We start from the raw sequence: 26128 nt of genomic DNA on the forward strand, positions 1-26128 counted from the left end.
TCCCATGCAGGCTGTCTTTTGATAGTGGCCCAGGCAGGTCGGTGCAGGCAACCGGCCGATCCCGGTGATGGTGATCCGGGCACAAAAAAACCGCGACCCTGGGCCGCGGTTTTTGTGCCTGGGTAGGATCGGGTGTACTCAGTAGTTCTTGCGTTCGAACTGGTCGTCCTGCGGGTCGGCGGTGTAGCGGCCCTCCACCTGATCCCAGTGGTAGGTGTCGCCCATCATGGCGCCGATGCGACTGTCCGCGGTGGCGGCGCTGGCGGCATCCAGGCCGGTGGGGATGCGCTGGTTGCGCCAGTTGATGGTGACTTCCTCCGGGGCGGCGGAGGCCATGGAGCGGAAGTACCAGGGCACCACGTGGTTGTGCTTGTTGACGTAGTCACCGGAGGCCAGATACCAGAACCGGTTGTGGATAAAGCTGACGATGCCCTCGAGGGCGGTGTTCCGGTCGCCGATCCAGACGTCCTGGATGCCGGAGGATTTGTACCAGGTCACCGGGGTGTTGTGGCGCTGGATCAGCTCCTCGATGGTCCAGCGGGTGCGCTCGCCGACCCAGTCGTTGGCGCCGTCGCCATTGGCATCGCCCAGGTAGCCCTTGCCGTCCTGGGACCAGAACGGGTCCAGCAGCTCCAGGCGGTCCACCAGCACGTTGGTGCCGACGTCGCCGGCGTAGACGGCGTCGCTGATCTTGCTGGCCACGATGGTGGCGAGCTGGTTGCCCAGGGAATGACCGGACAGCCGCAGGTAGGAGGAGGTGTTGCCGGCCAGGGCCGCGGTCACCTGCTCAAAGGCAATCTGGCCCACGGATTTGCTGGGTGAGTGCTGGGTGCTGTAGCTGCCGTCGCTCAGGCGGTAGCGCATGCCGCGCGGGCCGGTGGCGCTCCACATCTTGGCTTCCGCGTCCTTCACTTCGGATTCGTCGGCAAACTGGTCCCAGTAGAAGTAGGCGATGTTCCAGCCCTGGTTCTTCCAGGCGGTGGAAGTGATCACATCTTCACTGCCCCAAACGAACCGAAAATCTTCCCGGTCGTATCCATTGCCTCGGGTGGCCGAACCCGGCTGCCAGCCGTGGAAGTGCACGATGGTGGGCTTGGACGGGTCGTAGTAGGACAGGGGCACGGTGTTGACGGTGCCGTCCGCCTCCACGGCTTTCACCGAGGTGTTGTTGCCGTCAAACCAGTAGAGGCCGTAGTCGAGGGTGTCGGCGGCGTGGGTGGATAAAGAAAAAAGGGTAAAAAGCGCGATCAGCGCCCATTGTGCCGGTTTCATCATTGTTTTTGTGTCCATTGTTATTGTTTGCGTTTGGTTGGGCACCTGGAAGCTAGCAAAAGTTTGTCTAAAAAACTGTGAATTATTGTCAATTTTTCGCCTTTGATCCGAGGGGGTCTATGGTTGGTGATATGATTAGGAAATACACATAGTGCGCTGTCCTTCATGAAAGCATCCCTGAGCGAAACTGCCCGCGTGCGTCTGTTTATTACGATTGGCGGCGTGCTGATAGCCCTGTTCATGATCGGTGATCTGGAGCTGTTGCCGGTCGAACTGGAGGCGGCGTACCTGACCAATCGCCTGTTTGTTCAGCTGCCCCTGGTGGTTGCCCTGCTCGCGTTCACTTTTCACCCCCGATTCCCTGAATTTCGCCAGCCCGCGTTTCTGCTGACCGTCATGGCGCTGACTTACGCGAATTACTACCTGATTTACCTGTGCTGGGCGCGTGCCGGCTTCAGCTTTCCCTACGAGGGCACTCTGCTCTACGCCTTCTTTGGCTTTTTCGTGCTCGGCATGGCGTTTCGCTACGCCGTTGCGCTGATGCTGTTTAGCTCAGTGGGCTTTTCGGCGTTGATGGTGGCGCATCCGGTGTACGGGAATTTCACCCTGATCAGTGCCGGCTTTGTGCTGGCCTCCCTGTTCATTGGCGTGATCGGCCGGCATCGACTGGATTACCTGCTGGGGCAATTACAGGCCGCCAACGAGGAATTGGTCCGCTTGAGCACCACCGACGCGCTGACCGGTCTCTCGAATCGACGCGCCCTGATGAGTGAATCGGAAACACTGTTCGCTGTGTTGCAGCGCTCTGAGCAGCCGGTGGCGGTGTTTATGCTGGACCTGGATTTTTTCAAGCAGTTCAACGACCGCTACGGGCATCAGCAGGGCGATCGGGCGATCCGCATTCAGGCGGATCTGTTGCGATCGGTGTTCCGGCGCCAGACCGATGTACTTGGCCGCTACGGGGGCGAGGAGTTCTTGGTGGTGGCGCCCGGCATGAGCGAGCCCGAGTGCCGCGCACGTGCGGAGGAAATTCTCAGGGGCTGGCAAGCGCAGGCGCTGGCAAACGAGGGCAGTCCCGGTGGCTGCACTCTCAGTTGTTCCATTGGGATCTGCCAGGGATCGGCATCCGACTTCAGTTCCCTGAACCACGTCATTCACTGCGCCGATGAGGCGCTGTATCAGGCCAAGCATGGCGGTCGCGCTACCTACGTTTTCGCCGCCTCGGCCGACCATGACCGGGCGCCGCTGGCAGTCGCCCGCGATGCGGGAGTGGCGTCGTGACCCCCGAGCAGTGGCAGGCCGTCCTTGACCACACCCCTGACGTCCGGGACGGTCTGACCCGCACCGAGCGGGTGATCCTCTATGTCCTCCACCAGACCCAGCAGGAACTGCAGGGCCGCAATGTGCCCACGGCCATGCTCTACGGCCGGGTGCTGGAGTACGTCGACCTCAGTGAGGCTGAACTGCACGTCTATCTGGACCGGTTGGGCGTCAAGGGCGACGGCTACGCCAACCCGGTTCATCCCCGCCGCTAGCGGGCGCCGGCGGTCTGGCCGGTCTATGCTCAAGGTAGACAGAACCGGCCAGGGGAGGCGGGTTATGCGCATCGAGAGCATGGCGGTGTACACCGCGACACTGCCGTACGCCGGCAAGGCGTACGCGTTCGCCGGTGGTCGTTCACACCAGGCGTTCACCAGCACCGTGGTGGTACTGACCACCGACACCGGGCTCATGGGCTACGGCGAGGTCTGCCCCTGCGGCCCCAACTACATGCCGGCGTTCGCCGAGGGCCTGCCATCCTGTCTGGCCATGCTGGCTGCCGTGGTGCTCGGTGAGGACCCCTGTCACATCACCCGCCTGCACGAACGCATGGACCAGGCCCTGGCGGGCCAGCCGGTGGCCAAGGCGGCCATCGATATTGCCTGCTGGGATCTGCTGGGCAAGGCCGCCGGCCTGCCGGTCTACACCCTCCTGGGTGGCCTGCTGACGCCCTCGCTGCCGCTGCACCGGATTGTCCCCCTGGACGAGCCGGCGGACATGGAAGCGTCGCTGGCCCGGTTCCGGGCCGAGGGGTTCCGCCACATCCAGTTCAAACTGGGTCACCGGGTGGTCGAGGACATCGAGCTGGTGCAGGCCCTGAGTCGCAAGAAATCGCCCTACGAAATCTGGGTGGGCGACATCAACGGGGGCTGGCGGGTCGATCAGGCCCTGCAGTTCTCCCGGGCGGTCGAGGGGGTGGACCTGTATCTGGAGCAGCCCTGCCGCAGCTACCAGGAATGCCGATCGGTCCGACGCCGGACCCGGCATCCGATCAAGCTGGATGAAAGCCTGACCTGCCTGGCCGAGGTTCGGCGCGCCATCGAGGACGACGCCATGGATGCCATGGCGCTCAAGGTCAGCAAGTTTGGCGGCCTGACGCCGTCCCGGGTCATTCGCGACCTGTGTGTCGACGCCGGCATTGCCCTGACCATCGAAGACGCCTGGGGCAGCGGCATTGCCACCGCCGCCTTCGCCCATCTGGCGGCCAGTACCCCGTCCCGGGTCCTGCTCAACACCACCGACCTGCACAACTACAACACCGTGCAGCTGGCGGACGGGGCGCCGGAGGTCTCCGCCGGCCGGATGACCCTGAGCGACCGGCCCGGACTGGGCGTCACTCCGGACTTCAAAGCGCTGACCCTGCACGACGTCTACGAGTAGGCTTCGGTCGGGCTGACGACGACTATACTGCTGGTAAGGCGCTGCGGGGACAGCGCCTCCAGGGAGGGCCTTTCCGGTGCACAAGATCTTGGTAGGCAAGGGCGACCAGCCCGTTCACCTGTTGGGGCCATTCGGCAATCGCCATGGCCTGATTGCCGGCGCGACCGGCACTGGCAAGACCGTCACCATGATGGTGTTGGCCGAGGGCTTCTCCCGCATGGGCGTTCCGGTCTTTATCGCCGATGTGAAAGGCGATGTCGCCGGGCTGTCGCAGCCCGGCGAGGCCAGTGATCGCCTGTTCCAGCGCGCCGCGGAGCTGGGCGTGCAGGGCTATGGCAACGAAGCCAGTCCGGTGGTGTTCTGGGACCTGTACGGCAGCCTGGGTCATCCGGTGCGCACCACCATCAGCGAGATGGGGCCCAACCTGCTGGCCCGGGTGCTGGAACTGAACGAGACCCAGACCGGGGTGCTGGAGGTGGTGTTCCGGTTGGCGGATGACCAGGGCCTGCTGTTGCTGGACCTGGAGGATCTGCGGGCGTTGCTGGGGCTGGTCACCGAGACGCGCAAGGCGATCTCCAAGGCGTACGGCCTGGTCAGTCCCCAGTCGGTGGCGGCGATCCAGCGGGCGCTGCTGGCCCTGGAGCGGGAGGGCGGTGACCGGATGTTTGGCGAGCCGGCGCTGGATCTGAACGACTTCATGACCACCGACCTCAGTGGCCGGGGCATCATCAACGTGTTCGCCGCCAATCAGCTGATCCTGAAGCCGCGTCTGTACTCCAGTTTTCTGCTGTGGTTGCTGTCCGAGCTGTTCGAAAACCTGCCGGAAGTGGGTGACCCGGAGAAACCCGGGCTGGTGTTTTTCTTCGATGAGGCGCACCTGCTGTTTGACGACGCCCCGCCGATCCTGGTGAAACGGGTCGAGCAGGTGGTGCGCCTGATCCGGTCCAAGGGCGTGGGGGTCTATTTCTGTTCCCAGTTTCCGGACGATCTGCCCGGTGAGGTGCTGGGCCAGCTGGGTAACCGCTTCCAGCACGCGCTTCGGGCCTTTACCCCCAGGGATCAGAAAGCGGTCCGGACCGCAGCCGAAACCTTTGCGGCCAATCCCGGGCTGCATGTCGCCCAGGTCATCTCCGAGTTGGGCGTGGGCGAGGCCCTGGTGTCGACGTTGCAGGACAAGGGCGTGCCCTTGCCGGTGGAGCGCACCCGGATTGCACCGCCCCGGTGTCGCATGGGCGCGATTACCGACGAGGAGCGGGCTGAGGTGCGCAGTCGCAGCCCGGTGGGCGCCCGCTACGATACCCCCGTCAACCGCGAGTCGGCCCATGAAATCCTGGCCCGCCGTGCCGAGCAGGCCGTGGAGGCTGCCGAGTCGCAGGCCCCATCGGCCCTGGCCACCGCCGAGGCGCCGGAAAGCAGCGCGCTGTCCGAGCTGCTCTGGGGCAAGGGCCGGCGCCAGGGACTGGTGGAGGCCATGGCAAAATCCGCGGCCCGGTCGGTGGGCAGCCAGCTGGGGCGGCAGATTCTCCGGGGGCTACTCGGCGGCATCCTCGGCGGGTCGCGCCGACGCTGACCGGCGGTCTTCCACCAGCTCCCCGATGTGCAGGCACTCAGCCTCGTGGCTGGGGTCTTGCCAGGGTTCCCGCAGCGCCGCCTCGGCCCAGGCCTGCATGCCGGGCTGGGCCAGCATGCGGTTGATGTAGTCGGCCATGACCGGACTGCGGCTCAGACCGTAGGTGTTGAACCGGAACACCACCGGCGCGAAGAAGGCGTCCACCGCGGTGAAGCGGTCACCGGCCAGGTAGGGGCCGCCAAACCGTTCCAGGCCCTGGTGCCAGAGGCTGGTGATGCGCTGGATGTCCTTCTCCAGAGCCTGGGGCAGGCTGGTCAGGCGCACGGTGATGGCGATGTTCATGGAACACAGGTCGCGCAGCGCCTGGAAGCCGGAATGCATCTCGGCGCAGGCGCTGCGGGCCCAGGCCCGGGCGACCGGGTCCTGGGGCCAGACCGCCGGGTACTGCTCGGCCAGGTGCTCAATGATGGCCAGGGAATCCCAGACCGTCACCGCCCCGTCTGCCAGTGCCGGCACCTTGCCGCTGCCGTCCTCGGCTCGGAATGCCGTCCAGGTGGCCTCGTCGCCGAAGGGCAGCAACCGCTCCCGGAAGCGAATCCCCAGTTCGGTCATCAGCAGCCAGGGCCGCAGGGACCAGGACGAGTAGTTCTTGTTGGCAATGGTCAGCGTGGTCATCCATGGTCTCCTTGGTCAGTCGCGCCAGAAGGGTTTGCTGGCTTCTTCCTGCAGGCTGCCGGACGGCACGCCGATGTCCCGCTCGATCAGCGCCACGTCCATTTCCATCAGTTGGCGGCGCAGCGAGGCCCGCTGGCGGGCCCGCAGCCACCACTGGCGCAGCAGGGCGATCAGTTTCCGCCGCCGGGCCAGGTGCCGAGTCTGGCAGTCGTTGAGAGTCTGGCACACGGTGTCAAAAGAGTCTTGGGCCAGGGTGGTGTTGAAGCTGCTGGGGCTAGTCATTGTCGTCTTCCTCTCATCAATCGCGTTGCGGTATGCTGAACGCGAAGCCTATGGAAAACACTCTAGGGCTCCTGGCTGGCGGTATCTATCAGTATTCTTTGGATGGAGCGTTCGGAAAACATGAATGCCATGAACCTCAAGCTCGACCGCCTGAAATCCTTTGTCCTGGTGGCCGAGGAAAGCAATCTGACCCGCGCCGCCCAGCGCCGTCACAGCACGCCCTCGGCGGTCAGCGAACACCTGAAACAGCTGGAGTCCGCCCTGAGTGTCCGGCTGTTCGAGCGCAACAGTCAGGGCATGGTGCTGACCCGGGAAGGGGAGCTGTTGCTGGTGCCGGCCCGCAAGGCCCTGGGTGGGGTTGAGGAAATGGCCGACCTGGCGCGCCAGCTGGGCCAGCACCAGTCGGTGTCGGTCACCGTCGGCATCAATGCGCCGCCGGAACACCTGCGGGTGGACCGGCTGATCCAGCTCTGTGCCCGGACCCTGCCGTCGGTGTCGCTGGAGCTGCGCACCATTTCCTCCAACGTCATTGTCGACAAGGTCGCCAGCGGCGAACTGGACGCCGGCTTTGTCTACGGCCAATGGCCCAATGAGAACCTGGAATTCCGTTACCTGACCGATGTGGCGGTGTCGGTGATCGGTCCGGCCAACACCCCTTTGGCGGCCCTGCCCACCGAGCCGGGCGAGGTCATGGCGCTGCCCTGGGTCTGGCCGACCCAGTGTTGTCCCTTCTACGGCATGTTGCAGCAGCTGATGGGCCCGGACTGGCAGCGTTCACGCCGGGTAGCCACCTCCGAGGACGAATACACCGCGCTGGCCATGGTCTCGGCCGGTCTTGGCTATGGTCTGGTTGAGCATTCCCTGGCCGCGGATTGGGCCAGTCGCAACAAGGTGGTGGAGTTTGCGGAGCCGGAGCTGAGCACCACGTTGAGCTTCTGCAGCCATCGTCACCCCCGGCGCCACGGCGCCATCGTGCGGGAGCTGGTCGCCCTGGTGGCCGACCAGCTGTTTGCCGAGGTAAGGCTCGATCAGAAGGTGATGGCGGCGCCGACCGAGTAGTAGTCGATGTCGAAATCGTCCAGGTCGTAACGCTCGTATTCGGCCCGGATCTGCAGCGAGAACAGGCTGAACTTGGCGCCCACGCCGTACAGCGGGTCGGTGCCGTCGTCGTCGCCGATGTTCTCCAGCTCGCCGTCCCAGCTGATGAAGCCGGCTTTGGCGAACACGCCCACCGGACCCAGGTTGACCCCGGCCAGGGCGGCACCGGTCCAGCCGTCCACTTCAAAGTCCGAATTGTCGTTGGTGTCGACCCGGCCGTTGAAGTTGCCAAAATCGACGTAGGCGCCCTCCACCGCCAGGTCCACCAGCGGGATCAGGCCGAGGTTGTAGCCCACGAAAATCTTGTAGGCGGTATCGTCGTCGTCAAAGTCGATTTCCACGTCCCGGACTTCGTCCAGGTCGGCGCGTTCGCCGTCAAAGTCCAGGTTGGCCTGGCCTGCCGAGGCGCCCAGGTACAGGCCGCTGTCGCTGCCTGCGAAGGTGGGTCCGGATACTGCAATTAGGGAGACTGCAAGAACGAGGGGTTTGATGGGGTTCATGGTCTTAGCCTCCTGTGCTAAGAGAGCATCGAAGAATATGTAGGTGATGGTCCGACATTTGTCGAATAAATCTTTCATCCCCACGAAACCCCTGCTACCCCTCGTCCTGCGGTTTACACCGTGCGCTGATAGCGCCGGTCTGGCGCGATCGCCCGGTTCCTGCGGCTGGCGATCGAGGCCGCCACGATCGCCGGCACAATCAACGCGGCGCTGATCATCGACAACTCCAGATTGCTCAGGGGTACCGGCCCGCCGCCTGGAATCGCCAGCAACAGGCCGCCGGCGACCAGCGCCAGGCGGATGGGCCACTGCAGGTGCCGGCTGTGGGTCAGGTTGCCGACGCCCAGCAGGTAGCCCTGCATGGACCCGGCGATCAACAGCACCCCGGCGATCGCCTGGGTGATCACCACCAGGATGTCGGACCAGCTGCCCTGGAAAATCAGCGCCGGGTTAAGCACGAACAGGAACGGAATGAAGTAGATCACGCTACCTAGGCGCATCGCCTGTACCCCGGTTTCCATGGGCCGGGAGCCGGCCACGGTGGCGGCGGCGAAGGCGCCGAGGGCGACCGGCGGGGTGATGAAGCTGAGCATGCCCCAGTACAGGATGAACAGGTGCACCGCCAGCGGGTCCATGCCGCCGCCGTTGATCAGCGCCGGCGCCAGGGCCACGGCCAGGAAGATGTAGGCGGCGGTGACGGTCATGCCGATGCCGAGGATGAAGCTGGTCAGGGCACCCATCAGCAGCAATACCAGGGTGTTGCCGCCGGCCAGGAAGATCAGGTCGTTGGCGATGGTGCCGGACAGGCCGGTCACCGACAGGGCACCCACCAGCAGGCCGACCCCGGCCAGAATGGCGATCAGTTCGGCGAACAGCTTGCCGGAACTGGAGAAGAAGTCCTTCACCTGCTGCCAGCCCCAGCGCTGGTAGGGCAGGATCTGGTTGATCACCAGCAGCAGCGCGGTGGCGTAGAAGGGCGCGGTGGCCTCCTGGCGCAGGAAGAACAGCAGCCAGATCAGCAGCGCAAACACGAAGATGAAGTACCAGCCTTCCTTGAGGGTCTGGCGGATCGACGGCAGCTCCTCCGCCGGCAGACCCTTGAGGTCATGGCGGGCAGCGTAGGCATCGATCTGGATGAACAGGCCCAGGAAATAGAGCACCGACGGGACCGCCGCGGCCAGGGCAATGGTGCCGTAGGGCACGTTCAGGAACGCCGCCATGATGAAGGCGGTGGCGCCCATCACCGGCGGCATCAGGACACCCCCGGTGGAGGCACAGGCCTCGACGCCGGCGGCGTAAGAGCGACCGAAGCCGACCCGGCGCATGGCGGGAATCGACAGCACCCCGGTGGTCAGTACGTTGGTGATCACACTGCCGCTCATGGACCCCATCAGGCCGCTGGAGAACACCGCGACCTTGGCCGGGCCGCCGCGCACGTGGCCGAGCAGGGCGAACGCCAGGTTGATGAAAAACTTGCCGCCGCCGGTTTGCTGCAGCGCCACGCCGAACAGCAGGAACCCGATCACCAGGTTGGCAAAGGCCTGCAGCGGAATGCCCATCACGCTTTCACGGCTCATGGCGTGGTAGATGGCGGTCTGTTCCGGCGAGGACGGGAAACCCTGGATCGGGCCCGGTACCAGGTCCGCGAAGATGGGGTAGAGGCTGGCGATGCCGACGATGGTGGCGATGGGCAGGCCGCCAGCCCGGCGCACCGCTTCGATGATCACGCCCCAGAGCAGGAAGCTCATCACCATGGCGTAATCCGGGGCGGCGTATTCCCAGCCTCGGTCCAGGATCGGTTCGGCATTGATCACGAAGAAGCCGCAGATGCCCGCGGTGGCGACGAACAGGGCGGCGTCGTACCAGGGCACCCGGTCCTTCGGGGCGAACCGGTTCATGGGCCAGAGCAAATACACCAGCGGCAGCATCAGGGTGACGACGCAGTAGAAGAACTGGCTTTCGACCTGGGTCACCACGTTGATCAACTGCAGGTTGAACAGGTAATCCAGGGTCAGCAGCGTCAGGACGACGGTGGCCAGTCGTGGTACCCAGAGCCAGAAACCGGTGAGCTGGCGGATACCGGAGATGTTCTCCGGCGAGGACGATTGTTCCGTTTCAGAAGACATGGCGGGTAACTCCGAACGCATGATGGACAGCGGGGCAGGAAAACAGCGGGCGGGCCGGGGCACACGTGCGGCATGCCCCGGCCGTTGGCATCAGCGGAACACCGGGTTCATGCCGGCGGCTTCCAGCGCCTTGGCGCGGGCGCTCATCCAGCCTTTGGCAAAGGCGTCCTGGTCCGAGGGCGGATCGTTCGCCACATAGCCGTCCCAGGTGTCTTTCAGGATGCGCTGGCGCTCCACCAGCATGTCCTGGTGCGCCTGCATGTCTTCGGTCCAGTGGCCGATTTCCTTGTAGTAGTCCACCACCGCGTCGTGGAACGGAATGACCCACTTCATGTTCTGGTTGTCGAGGTGGTAGCCGGCGTTACCGGGGGCTGCGTCCTTGTACTTGTCGTAGTCCTCGTTGAACACGCGGATCAGGCTCTGGGCCAGTTCGTCGTCGGCCGACGCGTTCGCAACCAGGATCGGGTACGGGTAGCTGGCGCCCACCCAGGGCTTGTCCTTGCCGTAATCGCCGGCGGCCGAGGTCACCGTGTGCGGCTGGAAGTAGGGCGCCACTTCCTGCAGGCGGGCCCAGCCTTCTTTGTCGGCCGGGTCCAGTTTCGGCCAGACGATGCCTCGGGGGCTGGCGGCCAGCTGTTGCGGAGGCGGTGCCACACTCACGGTGAAGCCGGTGTCGGTCTGGTCGGCGATGATGCCTTCAAAAGCGCGGCCGTAGCCCGGGAACTCGACCTTCTCGACGTCGTCCCAGGTCAGGCCGCCAAAGGCCAGGTAGGCTTCGGTGCCGAGGTTCAGGGCGTCGTCCCCGCGAATCCAGGACACCCGTTTGCCCCGCAGATCCTCCGGGGACTCGACGTCAATGTCACCGGCCACGGCAATGCCCAGGCCGAAGCTGGCAATCGAGGTGGTGATGACTCGGATCGGCTGGGGTCCCCAGTTTTCGTCCGCGAACATCAGGACCCCTTCGGAGCCGTAGTAGCTGGCGATGCCGCAGGCACACAGCGGCACGCGGCCCATTTTCAGCGGGGTCATGCGCGAGACGTCGTTCTCGCCGGGCAGGATGCGCACCGAGGTGCCGTATTCGTTCTGCAGCAGGTTGCCGATCGACACCATCTGGCTGTAGCCGGCGGAACCGGTGCCGTAGGCGGTCATCGCCAGGGTGTTGGGCAGCGTGACGTTGTCGGCGCTGATGGCCAGCGCGGGCAGGGTGCTGAGGGTGAGGCCGAGCAAGCCCCGGGTCAGGCGTGACATAAACAATCCTCTTATGGTCGTTGTTGTGGTGTTGCTAGAGGTTTTGCTGTGCGAAATATGATTTTGTTATCAGGGTTTTCAAACTAGACCTTGCCGGAATGGTTTGTCAATACACCTATTTCTTCAAAACAACCGAAAGAGGGGAGCTCTGCGGCTGGGAATGGTTGATTTTCGAGCCAATCCGGGACAAATGGCGTGTGTTACTTGGTGAAATTAAATTCTGAGAAAAGTTCTAAAAAGATTGACGGCGGTAATCGGCTGGGCCTAGTTTGCAATTCCGGTCGTCGCTGTTTTACACAATCCAAGGATGTTCCCATGCACCTCCTGCTCAGCACACGCTCGGGGCTGGCTTACGCCGCGCTCGGGGCAGGTATTCTGTCGTTCCTGCCCGGGGTGGGTGAACTGGGCGCGGTCCTGGTGTTTGCCGCCATCCTGCTGGGCTGGCGCGACTTGCGGTGGGTGTCGCGCATGCTGCTGGTGCTGGTGGTGCTGACCCTGGCGCTGGCAGCGGTGTTCACCCCGTCGGCGTTGCCGGCCGCGGCGGCGAGCATGACCCGGCTGACCGCGCTGATCCTGACGGTGATGCTGCTGTCCGCCATGCTGGGCCGGTCCGCGGACCTGGGGGCCATCTCCCGGCAGGTGTTCGCCGGTTCACCCATCGTGCGATACTACGGCGTGGCGTTTGGCACCGGCTTCCTGTCCATGCCCCTGAACTTCGGCTCGGTCGGTGTCATGGCCACGATGATTCGTGGCGAGATGGATGACCGCGGCGACACCGCCACCACCCGCAACGCCTCCCGGGGCGTGCTGCGCGGGTTCGGCGCGTCGCCGATTTTCTCGCCCCTGTCCATTTCCATCGTACTGACCATCACCTTCGTACCCGCCCTGAAAAGCTGGGAACTGATTGCCGTCAGCCTGCCCCTGGCGGTGCTGTACCTGCTGGTGGGCGGGGTGTTCCGGGAGCCGGAACAGCCGGACCTGCCAGTGCCCGGGCCCGCCGAACCGGTGTCGCGGCTCCAGCGCCTGGCGCCCTGGCTGCGCTTTGCCGGCATCATCGGCGCCATCTGTGTCGCCACCTTCAGCCTCAGCGGTGCGTTCGACCTCAGTTATTCCCGCGCCGTCACCCTGAGCTGCTTTGGCGCCGTGCTGGTGGGCCTGGCCGTGCGCAAGGCCCGGGGCGCGCCGGCGCAACTGCCGTCCATGGCCCCGATGAGCAACGAACTGGTGATCGTCGGCGGTTCCGCGTTCCTGGGTACCCTGATCAGCGTCTTTGCCGCCCAGTGGCTTGGCGCCGGGTTCAGTCTGCCCGGCTGGGCCTACCCGGTGGCGGCATTCAGCGTGCCCTGGGTGTTTTTCCTGGGCGGCATGCTCGGGTTCAATCCCATCGTCACCGGCACCCTGACCGGCGGCGTGCTGGGTCCGATCTGGCCGGTGGGTGCCGTGCTCGGCCTGGGCATGGCCATGGTCGCCGGCTGGGGCCTGACCACCGCGGGCACGCCCTATTCCGCCAATTCCCTGTTGCTGGAGCGCCTGACCGGGTACAGCGCCCGGGACGCCGCCCTGCGCTGGAACCTGTGGATGTCGGTTTGCTGCCTGCTGGTGTCCGGGCTGCTGGCCGGTAGCCTCACCCTCGTTCTGTCGTGATGACCCCTGGGCTATACTCCCACTGCATTCGCACAGGGAGAGCCCGGTAATGACGGTGTATTTTGTCCAGGCATTCATCTATCTGGTGGCGGCGGTGATCGCCGTGCCGCTGGCCAAGCGGTTCGGGCTCGGCTCGGTGCTGGGCTACCTGGTGGCCGGCGTGGTCATCGGGCCGGTGACCGGGTTGGTCGGGCAGGAGGCCACCACCATCCAACACTTTGCCGAATTCGGCGTGGTGATGATGCTGTTTCTGGTGGGCATGGAGCTGGATCCCAAGGCGTTTTGGGCCATGCGGGTGCGCCTGGTTGGCCTCGGCGGGCTGCAGGTGGTGCTGACCGCGGCCGCCGGCACGGCGGTGGCCTGGTGGTTTGAACTGCCCTGGCAGACCGCACTGACCGTGGGCCTGATCTTCGCCCTGTCGTCCACCGCCATTGTGCTGCAAACCCTGAATGAGAAAGGCCTGGTGAAGACCGAAGGTGGCCGCAGCGCCTTCTCGGTGCTGCTGTTCCAGGACATCGCGGTCATTCCCATGCTGGCGCTGATTCCGCTGCTCAGCCTGCCCGAGCTGGCGGCCGAGGCCGGTGCCGACGCCGGCCACGGCAGCAGCCTGAGCCTGGTGGCGCACCTGCCGGCCTGGGCCCACGCGCTGGTGGTGGTCGGCGCCATGGCGGCGGTGACCGTTGGCGGCTACTACCTGAGCCGGCCGCTGTTCCGGTACGTGGTGCAATCGCGCCTGCGGGAAATCTTCACCGCCACCGCACTGATGCTGGTGATCGGCATCGCGGCGCTGATGAGCCTGGTCAATCTCTCGCCCGCCCTGGGCGCGTTCATGGCCGGCGTGGTGCTGGCCAACAGTGAGTTCCGGCACGAACTGGAAGCCACCATCGAGCCGTTCAAGGGCCTGCTGCTCGGCCTGTTCTTCATCACCGTGGGCGCTGGCATTGATTTCCAGGTGCTGGCGGCGGAGTGGGGCACGGTGCTGGCGCTGGGGCTGGCGGTGATGGTGGTCAAGGGCCTGATCCTGCTGATGCTGGCCCTGCTGTTCCGGATTCGCGGCAGCAACGGCTGGCTGTTCACCCTGAGCCTGGCCCAGGCCGGGGAATTCGGCTTCGTGCTGCTGACCTACAGCGTGCAGAACTCGGTGATCCCGGTCGAGACCTCGAAGATCCTGTCCCTGGCGGTGGCCCTGTCCATGTTCCTCACCCCGCTGCTGTTCATCGTCTACGACCGGGTGGTGCTGCCCCGGTACCGCCGGTCCAAGAACGACGAGCGCCCGGCCGATGACATCCACGACCGGGCGCCGGTCATAGTCGCCGGCATCGGCCGCTTCGGGCAAATCGTGTGCCGGCTGCTGCGCGCCAACAACATCCCCATCGTGGTGCTGGACCATGAGATCGAGCAGATCGAAACGGTCCGGCGCATCCACATCAAGAGCTACTTTGGCGACGCCAGCCGCCTCGACCTGCTGGAGACCGCCGGCATCGCCGAGGCCCGGCTGCTGGTGGTGGCCATCGATGACCGGGACCGGACCGTGCGCATGGTGGAGCAGGTGAAGAAGTTCTACCCCGGGGTCTGGGTCCTGGCCCGGGCCTTTGACCGCGGCCACAGCTACCAGCTGCGCAAGGCCGGTGCCGACGACGTGGTGAGCGAGACCTACCACTCGGCGCTGGAACTGGGCGGCCACGCCCTGACCGCCATGGGCGTGCACCCGCTGCGGGCCAAGCAGATGACCTGGACCTTCCTGGACAACGAGCAGGCCCACGAGGACGAGCTGTTCGAGGCCTGGCAGGAAATCGAGGAGGGCATCAGCTTCAGCCCGCGCTACGGCGAGCTGTTCATGAAGCTGGAGGAGGCCCTGAGCAGCGCCATGCAGCAGGACTGGGAGCCGCCGACCCAGGACGACGTGCCGATCTGGACACCCCCGACCGACGACGCCGGCGAGGCCCAGCGACCGGGGTCCTGAGGGTCGCGGCGGTCATTCCTGCCCTCCCCGGGTTCTTTGACTATGCTTTCGGTATCGGTCCGGCGGACGTGGTACACGTCCGCGGCAATTCCAGACTCCGGAGCGCACCGTGTCAGAGCCAAGTAAGGTCACCGTTTTCTACGATGACAGAGTTCTCAACCATTCCCCCGACGTCAACGCGGCCTTCCTGCCGGGGCGTCTCGATAAACGGGTCCGCAGCATTCTCTCGGGCCTGAATGTGCAGTGGAAGTATCCGGAACACCCGGGGCGGATCCAGGCGATTCTGGATCTGCTCGAGCGCGACCCCATTGCCGGCCTGGAGTTTGCCGGCGGTCAGGTGGCCACCCGGGAGCAGCTGGGCCGGGTCCACACCACCTCCTATCTGGACGACGTGTTTTCCCTGCGCGACAAGCATGCCTGGCTTGATGTCGACACCACCGCGGTGTCGCCGGGCAGTGTCGAAGCCGCCGAGGTGGCGGCCGGTACCGCGGTGGCCGCGGTCGAGGCGGTGGTGTCTGGGCGCACCCGCAGCGCTTTTGCCCTGGTGCGACCGCCGGGCCACCACGCCGAACCGGTGCGGGCCCGGGGCTTCTGCCTGTTCAACAACGTGGCGGTGGCGGCCGCCCACGCCCACAGTGAACTGGGCTGCGAGCGCATTCTGATTCTCGACTGGGACGCCCACCACGGCAACGGCACCCAGGACATTTTCTGGGCCGACCCGGACGTGATGTTTTTCGATATCCACCGCGCCGCGCCCTTCTACCCGGGCAGCGGCGGCCTGTACGAGGTCGGGGCGGGCCTGGGTGAAGGCACCACGGTGAATGTGCCCATGCCCGGCGGCGCCGGGGACGTGGCCTACCTCAAGGCCCTGAACGACATCCTGGTGCCGGCGGCCGAGTACTTCAAACCGGACCTGATCCTGGTCTCGGCAGGGTTTGATGCCCACTGGTACGACCTGGCGCTGAACGTCTCCTACGAGGGCTTCGCGGCCATGACCGGCATTGTCCGGGCGCTGGCCGACCGGCTCTGTGACGGCCGGCTGGCGTTCGTGCTGGAGGGCGGTTACAACACCGAATCGCTGTCGTACGGGGTGCGCTCGGTGCTCGATGTGTTGGCTGGCGGTCCGGTGCCGGAGCCCCGGGTGTGCGGCATGGAGGAGGTGGAACAGGCGGCCGCCTATCACCTCAGTGCCTTCACCGAGGAGCCGCCGGGCCACTGACCCTTTTCGTCCCAGGGGATGCCCAGGAGGACTCTATGTTTATGGCAGAACGCGCAACCGGTCATCTGATCGAGATTGCCGATACCCACGCCCTGTTCGACCCCCACATCACCCGGGTCAAAGGCTGCATGCACTACGGCGAGGAGGCCCAGGACCCGGAATTCTTTGAGAAATCGGCCCTGGGGTTCCCGTCCGGCGAAGCCCTGCCCAAGTGCTGGACGGACCCCTTCTACCGCCGGAAAGGCTGAAGGTCGGAAGGCCAGCGGTGGTTGGTCTCGGTGGTCTGCTGCTGGCGGCCGGCCAGCCATTGCGCCAGTTGCTCCACGGTCAGGGGCTTGGCGTAGTAGTAACCCTGCCCGTAATCGCAGCCCAGTGACTGCAGGTAGCGCTCGTCCCGTTCCGTTTCTATGCCCTCGGCCACCACCTGCATGCCCAGCTCGTGGGCCATCTTGATGGTGGAGCGCACGATGGCCTGGTTGTCCCGGTGGGTGTCGATGTTGGTCACGAACGACTTGTCGATCTTCAGGATCGAGGCGTCCAGATCCTTCAGGTAGGCCAGCGAGGAGTAGCCGGTGCCGAAGTCGTCGATGGCCAGGCTGCTGCCGCTCTGGGCCAGGCTGCTGGCCAGTTCCACCGCCAGCTCCCGGGAGCTCATCAGCGCGGTCTCGGTGATCTCGAACTCGAAATGGAAATAGCCGGTGGAGGAGGCCAGCAGCGCCTGCAGCTCGGTGATGAAGTGCCGGTCCTGCATCAGCCGGGCCGACACGTTGATGGCCATGTGGCGCGGCAGGCCACGGGCCTGCCAGTCCCGTTCCTGGGCGAGAATGGTCTGGACCACCCAGCGGGTCAGGGGGGCAATCTGCCGGGAGTTTTCCGCCACCTCAATCAGGGTCATCACCGGCACCACCGGACCCCGGTCCGAGGGCCAGCGCAGCAGTGCCTCACAGCCAAAGGCCCCCATGGTGGCCAGGTCAATCTTGGGCTGGTACAGCAGGTTGAAGGCGTCGCTCTCGATGTTGGCGCGTATGGCCGGCACCAGTTGCAGGCGCTGACCGGCCGCGAGCTGGTCGGCGGTGCTGTAGCAGTGCATGGCGATCTGACGGGCCTTGGCCCGACGCAGGGCATCTTCGGCGCAGCGCCACAGGGCCTTGGCCGAGCGGAACTCCGGGCTGGCGGTGCCGATTGGCTCCGGTACGGCGGTGGCCGCATTGCCGATACCGATGGTGCAGAACACCTGCAGGGTGATGTCGCCGTCGGTGCCGTGCGGACCCTGGGGCAGGGGCTGCTCGACCGCCGCCATGATGGCCTCGGCCAGGTCCTGGCCGCCGTCGGCAAACCCCAGCCCCTGCAGCCAGACCGCAAAACTGTCGCCGCCAACCCGGGCCACCCAGCCGGCTGGATGCCGGTCGCTGACTGTGTGGGCGATGCGGGCGGCGATGGTTTTCAGCACATGGTCGCCGGTCGCCTGGCCATAGGTGTCGTTCACCTCGTGGAAGTAGTCCAGGTTCACCGCCAACAGGCTGCCGGTTTGCCCCTGGCGCAAGTCCTGGTTGATGCGGGAGAAAAGCGCGGGCCAGTTCAGCAGCCCGGTCAGTAGATCGTGGGTGGCCTGGTACTCCAGCTCCCGCTCGCGCTCGACCCGGTCGGTCAGATCCCGCAGCACAATGGTGTACAGCGGCTCGGCCGACAGGTCCACGGTGCTGATGATGGCCTCCACCGGCACCTCTCGGTGGTCGCTGGCCAGCAACACGGTGTCGAACGGCTTGCCCGACAGGTTGGCCAGTTCCGAGTCGATGTCCGGCAGCCAGTCCCGCACGTGGCTGCCGATGAGCTGCGCGGAGGAGGAGTGGCTCAAGTGGAGCATGGCTGGATTGGCCTGAGTGATCTGGCCCTGTTGGTTCAGGCACAGGATGCAGTCGTTGGCGGTGGCGATGATCCGGTCGTGGATGGCCTGGTGGTCCCGCAGGGTGATCTGCAGCCACAAGTGTTCGAGAGTGACGGCGTCGAGCCGGGCAATGTTGGCGGCGACGTATACCAAAACCAGGGCCAGAGTTGGGGAAACAATGTTCAGGATCAGGTGCAGGTTCTGAAATGCGAACACCGCCGCCAGCGGAGCGGCAATCAAAGCCAGCGCAAGGACGGCCAGCCCCTGAGTCCAGGTCAGCCGGGGAAACACCAGGGCCGCCAGTAGCCAGGCCAGCAGTAGTAACGTGCCCTCGGCTGCGGCCGTCAGTCGGTACAGGCCGCCCCGGTTCAGGGTTTCGGTGCCCAGTGCCTGCAGCACCACCCCGGGCAGCGCCCGATGCACCGGCACCGCCAGGGTGTCGCCCAGCTCGATGGCGGTGGCACCGAGGAAGATTTTCTTGTCCCGTAGCCGTTCGGGGTCGATCCGCCCCGCGATCAAATCGGAGAAGCTGACGTAATCGAAGGAGCTAGGGGAAATGCTGAAGTCGATCCAGGTGGCGGTGTGGGCGCCAGAGGTCATGGCAATCCAGGCGCCCGGGAAGAGCTGGCCTTGCCAGTTGAAGCCGGTTCCCAGTCGGCGCACCAGGCCATCGGTGTCCGGGTGCAGGTTCACCGACACCAGCTGGGCGTGTTCGGCGAATTCCGGCAGTGGTTGTCGCAGCATCAGGGTGTTATCCACCGACGAGGTCTGCTGGACAAACGCCGGCAGGTAGACCGGCAGGGATACCGCCGCCAGCGCCTGGGCCAGGGCTTGGTCCTGATCTGGCCGGGAGCGGGCGCTGAAGTCGACATCGACCATGATTGAGCGCACGTCGGCCGCTTCCAGGTGCTGCAATGCTTGGGCAAACAGCTCTCGCGGCCAGGGCCACAGACCAACATCGGCGATGCTGGCGGAGTCAATCTCGACAATGACCATGTCCGTTGCCACCGGGGCCGCCAGCAGCGCGAACCACTGATCCTGGATCTGGCGGTCTAGGTCCCGAAGCGCATCCGTGAACCACAGCACCACCAGCACCATCCCGGCCAGCGCGGCCGCCAGTATGGCATTGCGTTTGCGGCTAAAGTTAGTGGCACTGGTCATGAGACAGGCATTACCGCGGCATCCTAGATCAATTCAGCAGGTTGTTGACGGAACCGCCAATGCCGCCGACGGCCTCGCCCAGGTCATCACCCAGATCGCCGCCCAAGTCGTCATCCAGGTCGAGATCCAAGTCGTCATCCAGGTCGAGATCCAAGTCCAGGCCCAGGTCGCCTCCGATCTCCGCGCCTATCTCGGCCCCGATGTCGGAGCCGATATCGGCAACCAGATCCAGGCCGAGATCGAGGCCCAGGTCACCGCCCAGCATGGAGCCCACATCAGTGCCCAGTTCGTTACCCAGGTCGGCCACCAGATCCGCCCCCAGGTCGGAGGCCAGATCCGCGCTGGCGTCGATGCCCAACCCGCCGAGGCCCGCGGTCAGGCCCAGATCCGCCTGCAGACCGAGGCTGCTGGCAACCTGAGCCACCAACTGCGTGTCGCCCTGTTCGGTCTGGCCAAACCGATAATCAACGCGGGCGATGGCCAGGGCCTGTTGCTGCTCGGCGGCAGGCAGGGCATCCGGGGTCTGCAGCAGGGAACTGATTTCGGCCTGCAGTGCGGACACACTGGCGATGTCGCCGGGATTCAGGGTCCGGGTGTTGCCGGTTTCGCGGTCCACCACCTCGAGCCGGCCCTCCTTCAGGGTCACGAACGAGGCCGAGTCGGTAGTCACGATGGTGAACTGGGTGCCCTTGACGGTGGACACCAGGAACGGGGTTTCTACCTGGAAGGTGTCGGGCTGGCGTTCGACGTCGTAAAACACCGTGCCAATCCATTGCTTGACCCGGGACACCAGGCCGTCGGCCTGTTCGTCCTCGTTGCTGAGCCGGATGTGGGTGTCGGCGCTGACCTCGAAGAAGGTGCCGGCCTGGCGGACCTGGGCGCTGGTGTCTGGACCGGTGCGGATTTCCACCGGAATCGGCAGGCTGTCGCCGGCGGTCACGGCTTGCCAAGGGCCTTCACTGTCGTGGCGGTATTCGACCGTACCCTGGGCAATGTCTACGGTGACGGGCTCGGCGGACGCTCCGGCTGAGGCCAGGGCCAGTACCAGCGTGAGCAAAAGGCAGACAAGGAACGGGACCGGCGCGGTCTGGGGGGTGGATTGGTTCATGCGCGTTCTCCCTGAACGACGACTGATCACTGCGTAATTCGGCCAGCCAACTGTCCCTGCGTCTATTCGACCAACAGATTGCTCTCGCACCGACAAAACTGGTCTACCTTTCCAGAGTAGCTCAGTCGCGGAGAATGTGGTGCGAACTTCTGTAGTGGTTTGTATATTATTTGTACATATCTTTAGCTGTTCCGTCTCGGTTGTCGCGGCCACATCGCCCGAACCCATCGTCGGCGCCGTGGTTTTTCAGGGCGTGACCGTGTTCAACCCGGATCAGCTCGGGCCCGTCTACCAGTCCAGCATCGGCAAGAAACTGAACGGCCAGGTGCGTTCGACCCTGGCCTCCAAGGTTCGTCAGCTTTACACCGATCGGGGCTTCTATGCGCCGTCGGTCACGGTGTCACCCCATGACACGGTGGACGGGGTGACGCTGGTGCAGGTGACGGAACCTCGGGTGGCGGCCATTGAGGTGCGCGGGGCCGACCAGGCCGAGACGCGCCGGATCCGTCAGGCCTTTTCGCCGCTACAGGCGGTGCAACCGGTGTCGAAGCGTCATGTGGAGTACGTGGTCAACAGTTACCAGGCCACCCATCAGGTGGCCCTGGCGCCCGAACCGCAGGCGACCGGCAACCGGGAACAGGGCGGCGGGTTCACCTTGGTATTGCGCAAGCAAACCCACTGGTATGGCTTTCTCAGTTACAGCTCCGAGGGCGACAAACGCCTGGGACGGGATCTGGTGATCGGGCAGGTGGCGGTGGCCAACCCGGTGCCGGTCGTTCACCAGGCCTCGGTGTTTGGCCTGCACACTCTGGCGTCCGACGCCTACCGGGTCGCCGGTGGCGAGGTGGTGACCGCCCCCGGCGATCGTTCCAAGCTGACCCTGGGCACCCGGATCGGCCGGGCCTTGCTCGACAACCCGTCGGCGCCGGGTCGCACCGTGTACCGGTTTCAGGAGCATGGGGCGGAATGGAGCTACGGCCTGGACAACACCGACCAGATGGAGAGCGACGTGTTTGCCGCGCTCACGGCCCGGGGTTACACCCGCACCGACCGCGGCACCCGGGAACTCGACGAGGACCTGAGGCTGGCGGACATCGGTTACCGGGCCCTGCACCAAACCACCGACCGGGCCCAGCGCCTGGTGCTGACCGGCCGCGCCGGCATCGACGGGCTCGGGGCCAGTCGCCGGGGCAGCCAGTCCGACGACGGCGTGGACCTGTCGTTCCAGATCGCCCGGGCGGAATACACCCTCTGGCACCGGCTGCCGGCCGGCCTGTCCGTGCGCACGCTGGTGGAAGGGCAGTACGCCACCGACCATCTGCCCAGCTCCCAGAAATTCGTCATCGGTGGCAGTCAGTTTGCCCGCGCCTATGAGCCGGGGGCCTTTGCCGGCGACCGGGGCGCCGGAGCCGAAGTCGAACTGCGGCGTCGGTTTGCCAACCCCTGGGATTGGCCGGCGGCGATCACCCCCTTCGTCTACTACGGGCTGGCCACCGCAGAACAGCATGGCACCGGCAGTCGGGATTCAGCCGCCGCGGCTGGCCTCGGGTTCCGCCTGGTGGCCGGCGACCTGTCCGGGTTCCTGGAATACGGCCGCCCGCTCACCAACGAGTCGGCGATTTCCGACGAGGACGGTCGCCTGACCGGACGCGTGACCCTGACGTTCTGAGTCGGTCCCAAGGTTGAAGCCCGCCGGTCTTTTCTGTAGCCTTTATTTTAATTGAACGTTCAATTAATAAAAATTGGACCGATAACGCAGTGAAGTCGCTATGCCAAAAGTTGGAATGAAAGACACCCGCAAGCAGCAGTTGATCGACGCCACCATGCGCTCAATTGCCGAGCTGGGCATGCAGAACACCACCATCGTCAGCATCAGCAAGCGGGCGGGTATGTCGTCCGGCATCATCAGCCACTATTTCGGCGGCAAGCAGGGCCTGATCGAGGCGGCTTTGCGCTACTTGCTGGATCAGCTGGGCAAGGAGTTGCGCGAGCGCATGTCGAAGACCGACGGCTCGCCGATACAGCGGCTGAACTGCATCATCGAATCGAATTTTTCCGGGTTCCAGCGTTCCGAGCTGGCCGCCCACACCTGGCTCAGTTTCTGGGCCCGTTCGGTGCACGAACCGGGGCTCAAGCGACTGCAGCAAATCAACAATGCGCGCCTGTACAGCAATCTTCGCTATTCCTTTGCCCAGGCTCTGTCGCCCCAGGCGGCGACGGAAGCGGCCCGGCAAACGGCGGCCATGATTGACGGGTTCTGGCTGCGCAGCGCGTTGAGTCTCGACCCCCAGGAGGGCTTCGAGGCCGGGGAAATCCTGTGCAAACGGTTTGTCCGGGAAACCCTGGCGGGCGCCAACGCGGATCATTCATCACCGAGAGGTTTCAACGCATATGGCTAACTCAATCCCCCGTTTCCAGAACTACGTGCACGGCCGTTTCCTCGCCAACAGTTCCGGTGAGGCGTTCCCGGTGGTGAATCCGGGCACCGGTGAGGTGATCTACGAGGTGGAAGTGGCCGACGAGTCGGTGCAGCAAGCCGCCATCGAGAGTGCCCGCGCCGGCTTTGCCGAGTGGTCGGCGATGCCAGCCATGGAGCGCAGCCGGATCCTACGCAAGGCCGTGGCCCTGCTGCACGAGCGCAACGACGAACTGGCCGCCTGTGAAGTGCGCGACACCGGCAAGCCCTGGCAGGAAGCCGAGGCGGTGGACGTGGTCACCGGCGCCGACGCCATCGAATTCTTCGCCGGCCTGGTGCCGTCGCTGGAAGGCAACCAGCAGGACCTGGGCGGTGACTTCTACTACACCCGGCGCGAACCGCTGGGCATCTGCGCCGGCATCGGCGCCTGGAACTACCCGATCCAGATCGCCTGCTGGAAATCGGCACCGGCGCTGGCCTGCGGTAACGCCATGATCTTCAAGCCGTCGGAAGAGACGCCTATGGGCGCCATCAAACTGGCGGAAATCTTCACCGAGGCCGGGGTGCCGGCCGGGGTGTTCAACGTGGTGCAGGGTGCGGCCGAAGTGGGCGCCTGGCTGACCCACGAGCCGGCCATCGCCAAGGTGTCCTTCACCGGCGAAGTCGGCACCGGCAAGAAGGTGATGGAAGCGGCGTCGTCCACCTTGAAGGACGTCACCATGGAGCTGGGTGGCAAGTCGCCGCTGATCATCTTCGACGACGCCGACCTGGAGAACGCCATCTCCGCCGCCATGGTGGGCAACTTCTACACCCAGGGTGAGATCTGCACCAACGGCACCCGGGTGTTCGTGCACGAGAACATCTACGGCCGGTTCATGGAACGGCTGCTGGAGCGCACCCGCAAGAACATCAAGCCGGGTGACCCGATGAACCCGGACACCAACTTTGGCGCGCTGATCTCCAGCAAGCACCGGGACCTGGTGCTCGGCTACATCGCCAAGGGCATTGCCGAGGGCGCCACCCTGAGCCACGGCGGCCGGGCCTTTGCCCCGGAAGACGCCCAGGGCGGCTACTTCGTGGAGCCGACCATCTTCACCGACTGCACCGACGACATGACCATCGTGCGCGAGGAGATCTTCGGGCCGGTGATGTCCGTGCTCACCTTCTCCGACGAGGACGAGGTGATTGCCCGGGCCAACAACACCGACACCGGCCTGGCTGCCGGCGTGTTCACCAGCGACATTCGCCGGGCGCACCGGGTCATCCACCAGATCCAGGCCGGCATCTGCTGGATCAACAGCTACGGCGAGTCGCCGGCGGAAATGCCGGTGGGCGGCTACAAGCTGTCCGGCATCGGCCGGGAAAACGGCAAGGTCACCATGGAGCACTACACCCAGATCAAGTCGGTGTACGTGGGCATGAAAGACCTGGACGCGCCGTTTTAAGCCTGTGAACCGACCGGAGTGAGTGTATGAGTGAACAACGTTACGACTACATCATCGTCGGGGCCGGTTCCGCGGGCTGCGTGCTGGCCAACCGGCTGACCGAAGACGCCCGGCACCGGGTGCTGCTGCTGGAAACCGGTGGCAGCGACAAGAGCATCTTCATCCAGATGCCGACCGCGCTGTCGATCCCGATGAACACCAAGAAATTCGCCTGGCAGTTCGAGACCGAGCCGGAGCCGTTCCTGGACAACCGCCGCATGCACTGCCCCCGAGGCAAGGTGCTGGGTGGCTCGTCCTCGATCAACGGCATGGTGTACGTCCGCGGCCACGCCCGGGACTTTGACGAGTGGGAATCCGAGGGCGCCGAGGGCTGGAACTACCGCCAGGTGCTGCCCTATTTCAAGAAGGCCGAAACCTGGGCCTTCGGCGGCGACGACTACCGGGGCGATAATGGCCCGCTCGGGGTCAACAACGGCAACAACATGCAGAACCCGTTGTACCAGGCGTTCGTGGACGCCGGCATCGACGCTGGTTACTTCCCGACCAAGGACTACAACGGCGCCCAGCAGGAAGGCTTCGGGGCCATGCACATGACCGTGAAGAATGGCCGGCGCTGGTCTACTGCCAACGCCTACCTGCGCCCGGCCATGGAGCGCCCGAACCTGACCGTGGTCACCCACGCCCTGGTGCATCAGGTGCTGCTGGACGGCAAGACCGCAACCGGCGTGCGCTACGAGCAGGGCGGCAAGGTGCACGAGGCCAAGGCCGCGGAAGAGGTAATTCTGTCCGCCGGCTCCATCGGTTCCCCGCACCTGCTGCAGCTGTCCGGCATTGGCCGGCGCGAGGTGCTGGAGCAGGCCGGCATCGAGGTCAAACACGAGCTGCCGGGCGTCGGTGAAAACCTGCAGGACCACCTGGAGTTCTACTTCCAGTTCCGCTGCAACAAGCCGGTGTCCCTGAACGGCAAGCTGGACTGGTGGAACAAGCTCAAGATCGGCCTGCGCTGGATTCTGAAGAAGGACGGTCTGGGCGCCACCAACCACTTCGAGTCCTGCGGCTTCATCCGGTCCAAGGCCGGGGTGGAATGGCCGGACCTGCAGTACCACTTCCTGCCGGCGGCCATGCGCTACGACGGCAAGGAAGCCTTCGCCGGTGACGGCTTCCAGCTGCACATCGGCCACAACAAGCCCAAGAGCCGGGGCTTTGTTCACGTGCAGTCGGCCGATCCCAAGCAGGCCCCGCGCATCCGCTTCAACTACCTGGAGCACGAGGCCGATCGGGAAGGCTTCCGGGACTGCGTGCGTCTGACTCGGGAGATCATCAACCAGCCGGCGATGGACGCCTACCGCGGTCCGGAGATCCAGCCCGGCGCCGAGGTGCAGTCCGACGAGGAGATCGACGCCTTCGTCCGCCAAGCGGTGGAAAGCGCCTATCACCCCTCGTGCACCAACAAGATGGGCACCGACGAGCTGGCGGTGGTGGACCCCAAGACCCGGGTCCGTGGCATCAAGAACCTGCGGGTGGTGGACTCGTCCATCTTCCCGACCATACCCAACGGCAACCTGAACGCGCCCACCATCATGGTGGCCGAGCGGGCGGCCGATCTGATCCGGGGCAAGGAGCCCCTGCAACCTTCTGACGCGCCCGTCGTCATGGACGACCAGTGGCAGGCGCGTCAGCGTCCGGGAGCCGCCAAGCGGGCGTTGAGCTAGCGCGGCCCGCGCGCTCCCACCCGGAGGTGCAACGCCTCCGGGGTTTTGCAAACCATCAGGATTTCCCTATCAGCGCGACGACTGTGCCAGTCGATCCCTGGGCG

At 65.1% G+C, this 26128-nt stretch carries 21 protein-coding genes; 13 read left to right on the plus strand and 8 right to left on the minus strand.

What is annotated here, in order from left to right; genetic code table 11:
- Positions 1–138: 138 nt before the first annotated feature.
- On the minus strand, positions 139–1275 hold the full coding sequence (locus tag U5822_RS06380) for a hypothetical protein (protein WP_322854792.1): 1137 nt from the start codon (positions 1273–1275) through the stop codon (positions 139–141).
- A gap of 162 nt (positions 1276–1437) precedes the next feature.
- On the opposite strand from U5822_RS06380, the gene U5822_RS06385 reads away from it, so the two are divergent.
- The 4 genes from U5822_RS06385 to U5822_RS06400 all read left to right on the plus strand — a co-directional run bounded on the left by U5822_RS06385 (position 1438) and on the right by U5822_RS06400 (position 5542).
- Positions 1438–2553 (plus strand): GGDEF domain-containing protein, encoded by a 1116-nt coding sequence (locus tag U5822_RS06385; protein ID WP_322854793.1) that lies wholly within the window; start codon positions 1438–1440, stop codon positions 2551–2553.
- A complete protein-coding gene (locus tag U5822_RS06390; protein WP_322854794.1) occupies positions 2550–2807 on the plus strand; it encodes a hypothetical protein in 258 nt (85 codons plus the stop codon). Before U5822_RS06385 ends, U5822_RS06390 begins: the two co-directional genes overlap by 4 nt.
- A 64-nt stretch (positions 2808–2871) precedes the next feature.
- Positions 2872–3972 carry a mandelate racemase/muconate lactonizing enzyme family protein gene (locus U5822_RS06395; RefSeq protein ID WP_322854795.1) on the plus strand — a complete coding sequence of 367 codons (1101 nt, stop codon included), beginning with the start codon at positions 2872–2874 and terminating at the stop codon, positions 3970–3972.
- 76 nt (positions 3973–4048) lie between these two features.
- Complete coding sequence (locus U5822_RS06400) at positions 4049–5542, plus strand: helicase HerA-like domain-containing protein (RefSeq protein WP_322854796.1); 1494 nt, start codon at positions 4049–4051, stop codon at positions 5540–5542.
- On the opposite strand, the gene U5822_RS06405 is transcribed toward U5822_RS06400, so the two are convergent.
- Together U5822_RS06405 and U5822_RS06410 are read right to left on the minus strand one after the other, a co-directional pair.
- A complete protein-coding gene (locus tag U5822_RS06405; protein ID WP_322854797.1) occupies positions 5504–6217 on the minus strand; it encodes a glutathione S-transferase family protein in 714 nt (237 codons plus the stop codon). The genes U5822_RS06400 and U5822_RS06405 overlap by 39 nt on opposite strands.
- A gap of 15 nt (positions 6218–6232) precedes the next feature.
- Entirely contained in the window at positions 6233–6499 is a 267-nt protein-coding gene (locus U5822_RS06410) for a DUF1127 domain-containing protein (RefSeq protein WP_322854798.1), read from the minus strand.
- A gap of 120 nt (positions 6500–6619) precedes the next feature.
- On the opposite strand from U5822_RS06410, the gene U5822_RS06415 reads away from it, so the two are divergent.
- Positions 6620–7558, plus strand: coding sequence for a LysR family transcriptional regulator (locus U5822_RS06415; RefSeq protein WP_322854799.1), 939 nt, complete (start codon positions 6620–6622; stop codon positions 7556–7558).
- Here U5822_RS06415 and U5822_RS06420 read toward each other — a convergent pair.
- The 3 genes from U5822_RS06420 to U5822_RS06430 all read right to left on the minus strand — a co-directional run bounded on the left by U5822_RS06420 (position 7528) and on the right by U5822_RS06430 (position 11471).
- A complete protein-coding gene (locus U5822_RS06420) occupies positions 7528–8097 on the minus strand; it encodes an outer membrane beta-barrel protein (RefSeq protein WP_322854800.1) in 570 nt (189 codons plus the stop codon). The genes U5822_RS06415 and U5822_RS06420 overlap by 31 nt on opposite strands.
- Positions 8098–8210: 113 nt before the next feature.
- A complete protein-coding gene (locus tag U5822_RS06425; protein ID WP_322854801.1) occupies positions 8211–10223 on the minus strand; it encodes a TRAP transporter permease in 2013 nt (670 codons plus the stop codon).
- A 90-nt stretch (positions 10224–10313) separates the two neighbouring features.
- Positions 10314–11471 (minus strand): TAXI family TRAP transporter solute-binding subunit, encoded by a 1158-nt coding sequence (locus U5822_RS06430; protein WP_322854802.1) that lies wholly within the window; start codon positions 11469–11471, stop codon positions 10314–10316.
- A gap of 315 nt (positions 11472–11786) precedes the next feature.
- On the opposite strand from U5822_RS06430, the gene U5822_RS06435 reads away from it, so the two are divergent.
- From U5822_RS06435 to U5822_RS06450, 4 genes are all read left to right on the plus strand, one after another.
- Positions 11787–13115 carry a hypothetical protein gene (locus U5822_RS06435; protein WP_322854803.1) on the plus strand — a complete coding sequence of 443 codons (1329 nt, stop codon included), beginning with the start codon at positions 11787–11789 and terminating at the stop codon, positions 13113–13115.
- Positions 13116–13164: 49 nt separating this feature from the next.
- Positions 13165–15078, plus strand: a complete 1914-nt coding sequence (locus U5822_RS06440; protein WP_322854804.1) for a monovalent cation:proton antiporter-2 (CPA2) family protein — start codon at positions 13165–13167, stop codon at positions 15076–15078.
- Positions 15079–15187: 109 nt separating this feature from the next.
- Complete coding sequence (locus tag U5822_RS06445; protein WP_322854805.1) at positions 15188–16297, plus strand: histone deacetylase family protein; 1110 nt, start codon at positions 15188–15190, stop codon at positions 16295–16297.
- A 41-nt stretch (positions 16298–16338) separates the two neighbouring features.
- Complete coding sequence (locus U5822_RS06450; RefSeq protein WP_322854806.1) at positions 16339–16545, plus strand: acetyltransferase; 207 nt, start codon at positions 16339–16341, stop codon at positions 16543–16545.
- On the opposite strand, the gene U5822_RS06455 is transcribed toward U5822_RS06450, so the two are convergent.
- Both U5822_RS06455 and U5822_RS06460 read right to left on the minus strand, forming a co-directional pair.
- Complete coding sequence (locus U5822_RS06455) at positions 16527–19343, minus strand: EAL domain-containing protein (RefSeq protein ID WP_322854807.1); 2817 nt, start codon at positions 19341–19343, stop codon at positions 16527–16529. The genes U5822_RS06450 and U5822_RS06455 overlap by 19 nt on opposite strands.
- A 28-nt stretch (positions 19344–19371) precedes the next feature.
- Entirely contained in the window at positions 19372–20451 is a 1080-nt protein-coding gene (locus tag U5822_RS06460; protein ID WP_322854808.1) for a FecR domain-containing protein, read from the minus strand.
- Between the two features lie 154 nt (positions 20452–20605).
- Here U5822_RS06460 and U5822_RS06465 point away from each other — a divergent pair, with 154 nt between their 5' ends.
- From U5822_RS06465 to betA, 4 genes are all read left to right on the plus strand, one after another.
- Positions 20606–22120, plus strand: coding sequence for a POTRA domain-containing protein (locus U5822_RS06465; protein WP_341850468.1), 1515 nt, complete (start codon positions 20606–20608; stop codon positions 22118–22120).
- A 100-nt stretch (positions 22121–22220) separates the two neighbouring features.
- On the plus strand, positions 22221–22850 hold the full coding sequence (gene betI, locus U5822_RS06470) for a transcriptional regulator BetI (RefSeq protein WP_322854810.1): 630 nt from the start codon (positions 22221–22223) through the stop codon (positions 22848–22850).
- A gap of 4 nt (positions 22851–22854) precedes the next feature.
- On the plus strand, positions 22855–24312 hold the full coding sequence (gene betB / locus U5822_RS06475) for a betaine-aldehyde dehydrogenase (protein WP_425259395.1): 1458 nt from the start codon (positions 22855–22857) through the stop codon (positions 24310–24312).
- Positions 24313–24338: 26 nt separating this feature from the next.
- The gene (gene betA, locus U5822_RS06480; protein WP_322854812.1) at positions 24339–26024 is read left to right on the plus strand and encodes a choline dehydrogenase; all 1686 of its coding nucleotides are present in this window, start codon (positions 24339–24341) and stop codon (positions 26022–26024) included.
- The last annotated feature ends 104 nt before the right edge of the window (positions 26025–26128 follow it).

The sequence above is a fragment of the Marinobacter qingdaonensis genome (genome assembly GCF_034555935.1).
GTDB classification, from domain to species: domain Bacteria; phylum Pseudomonadota; class Gammaproteobacteria; order Pseudomonadales; family Oleiphilaceae; genus Marinobacter; species Marinobacter qingdaonensis.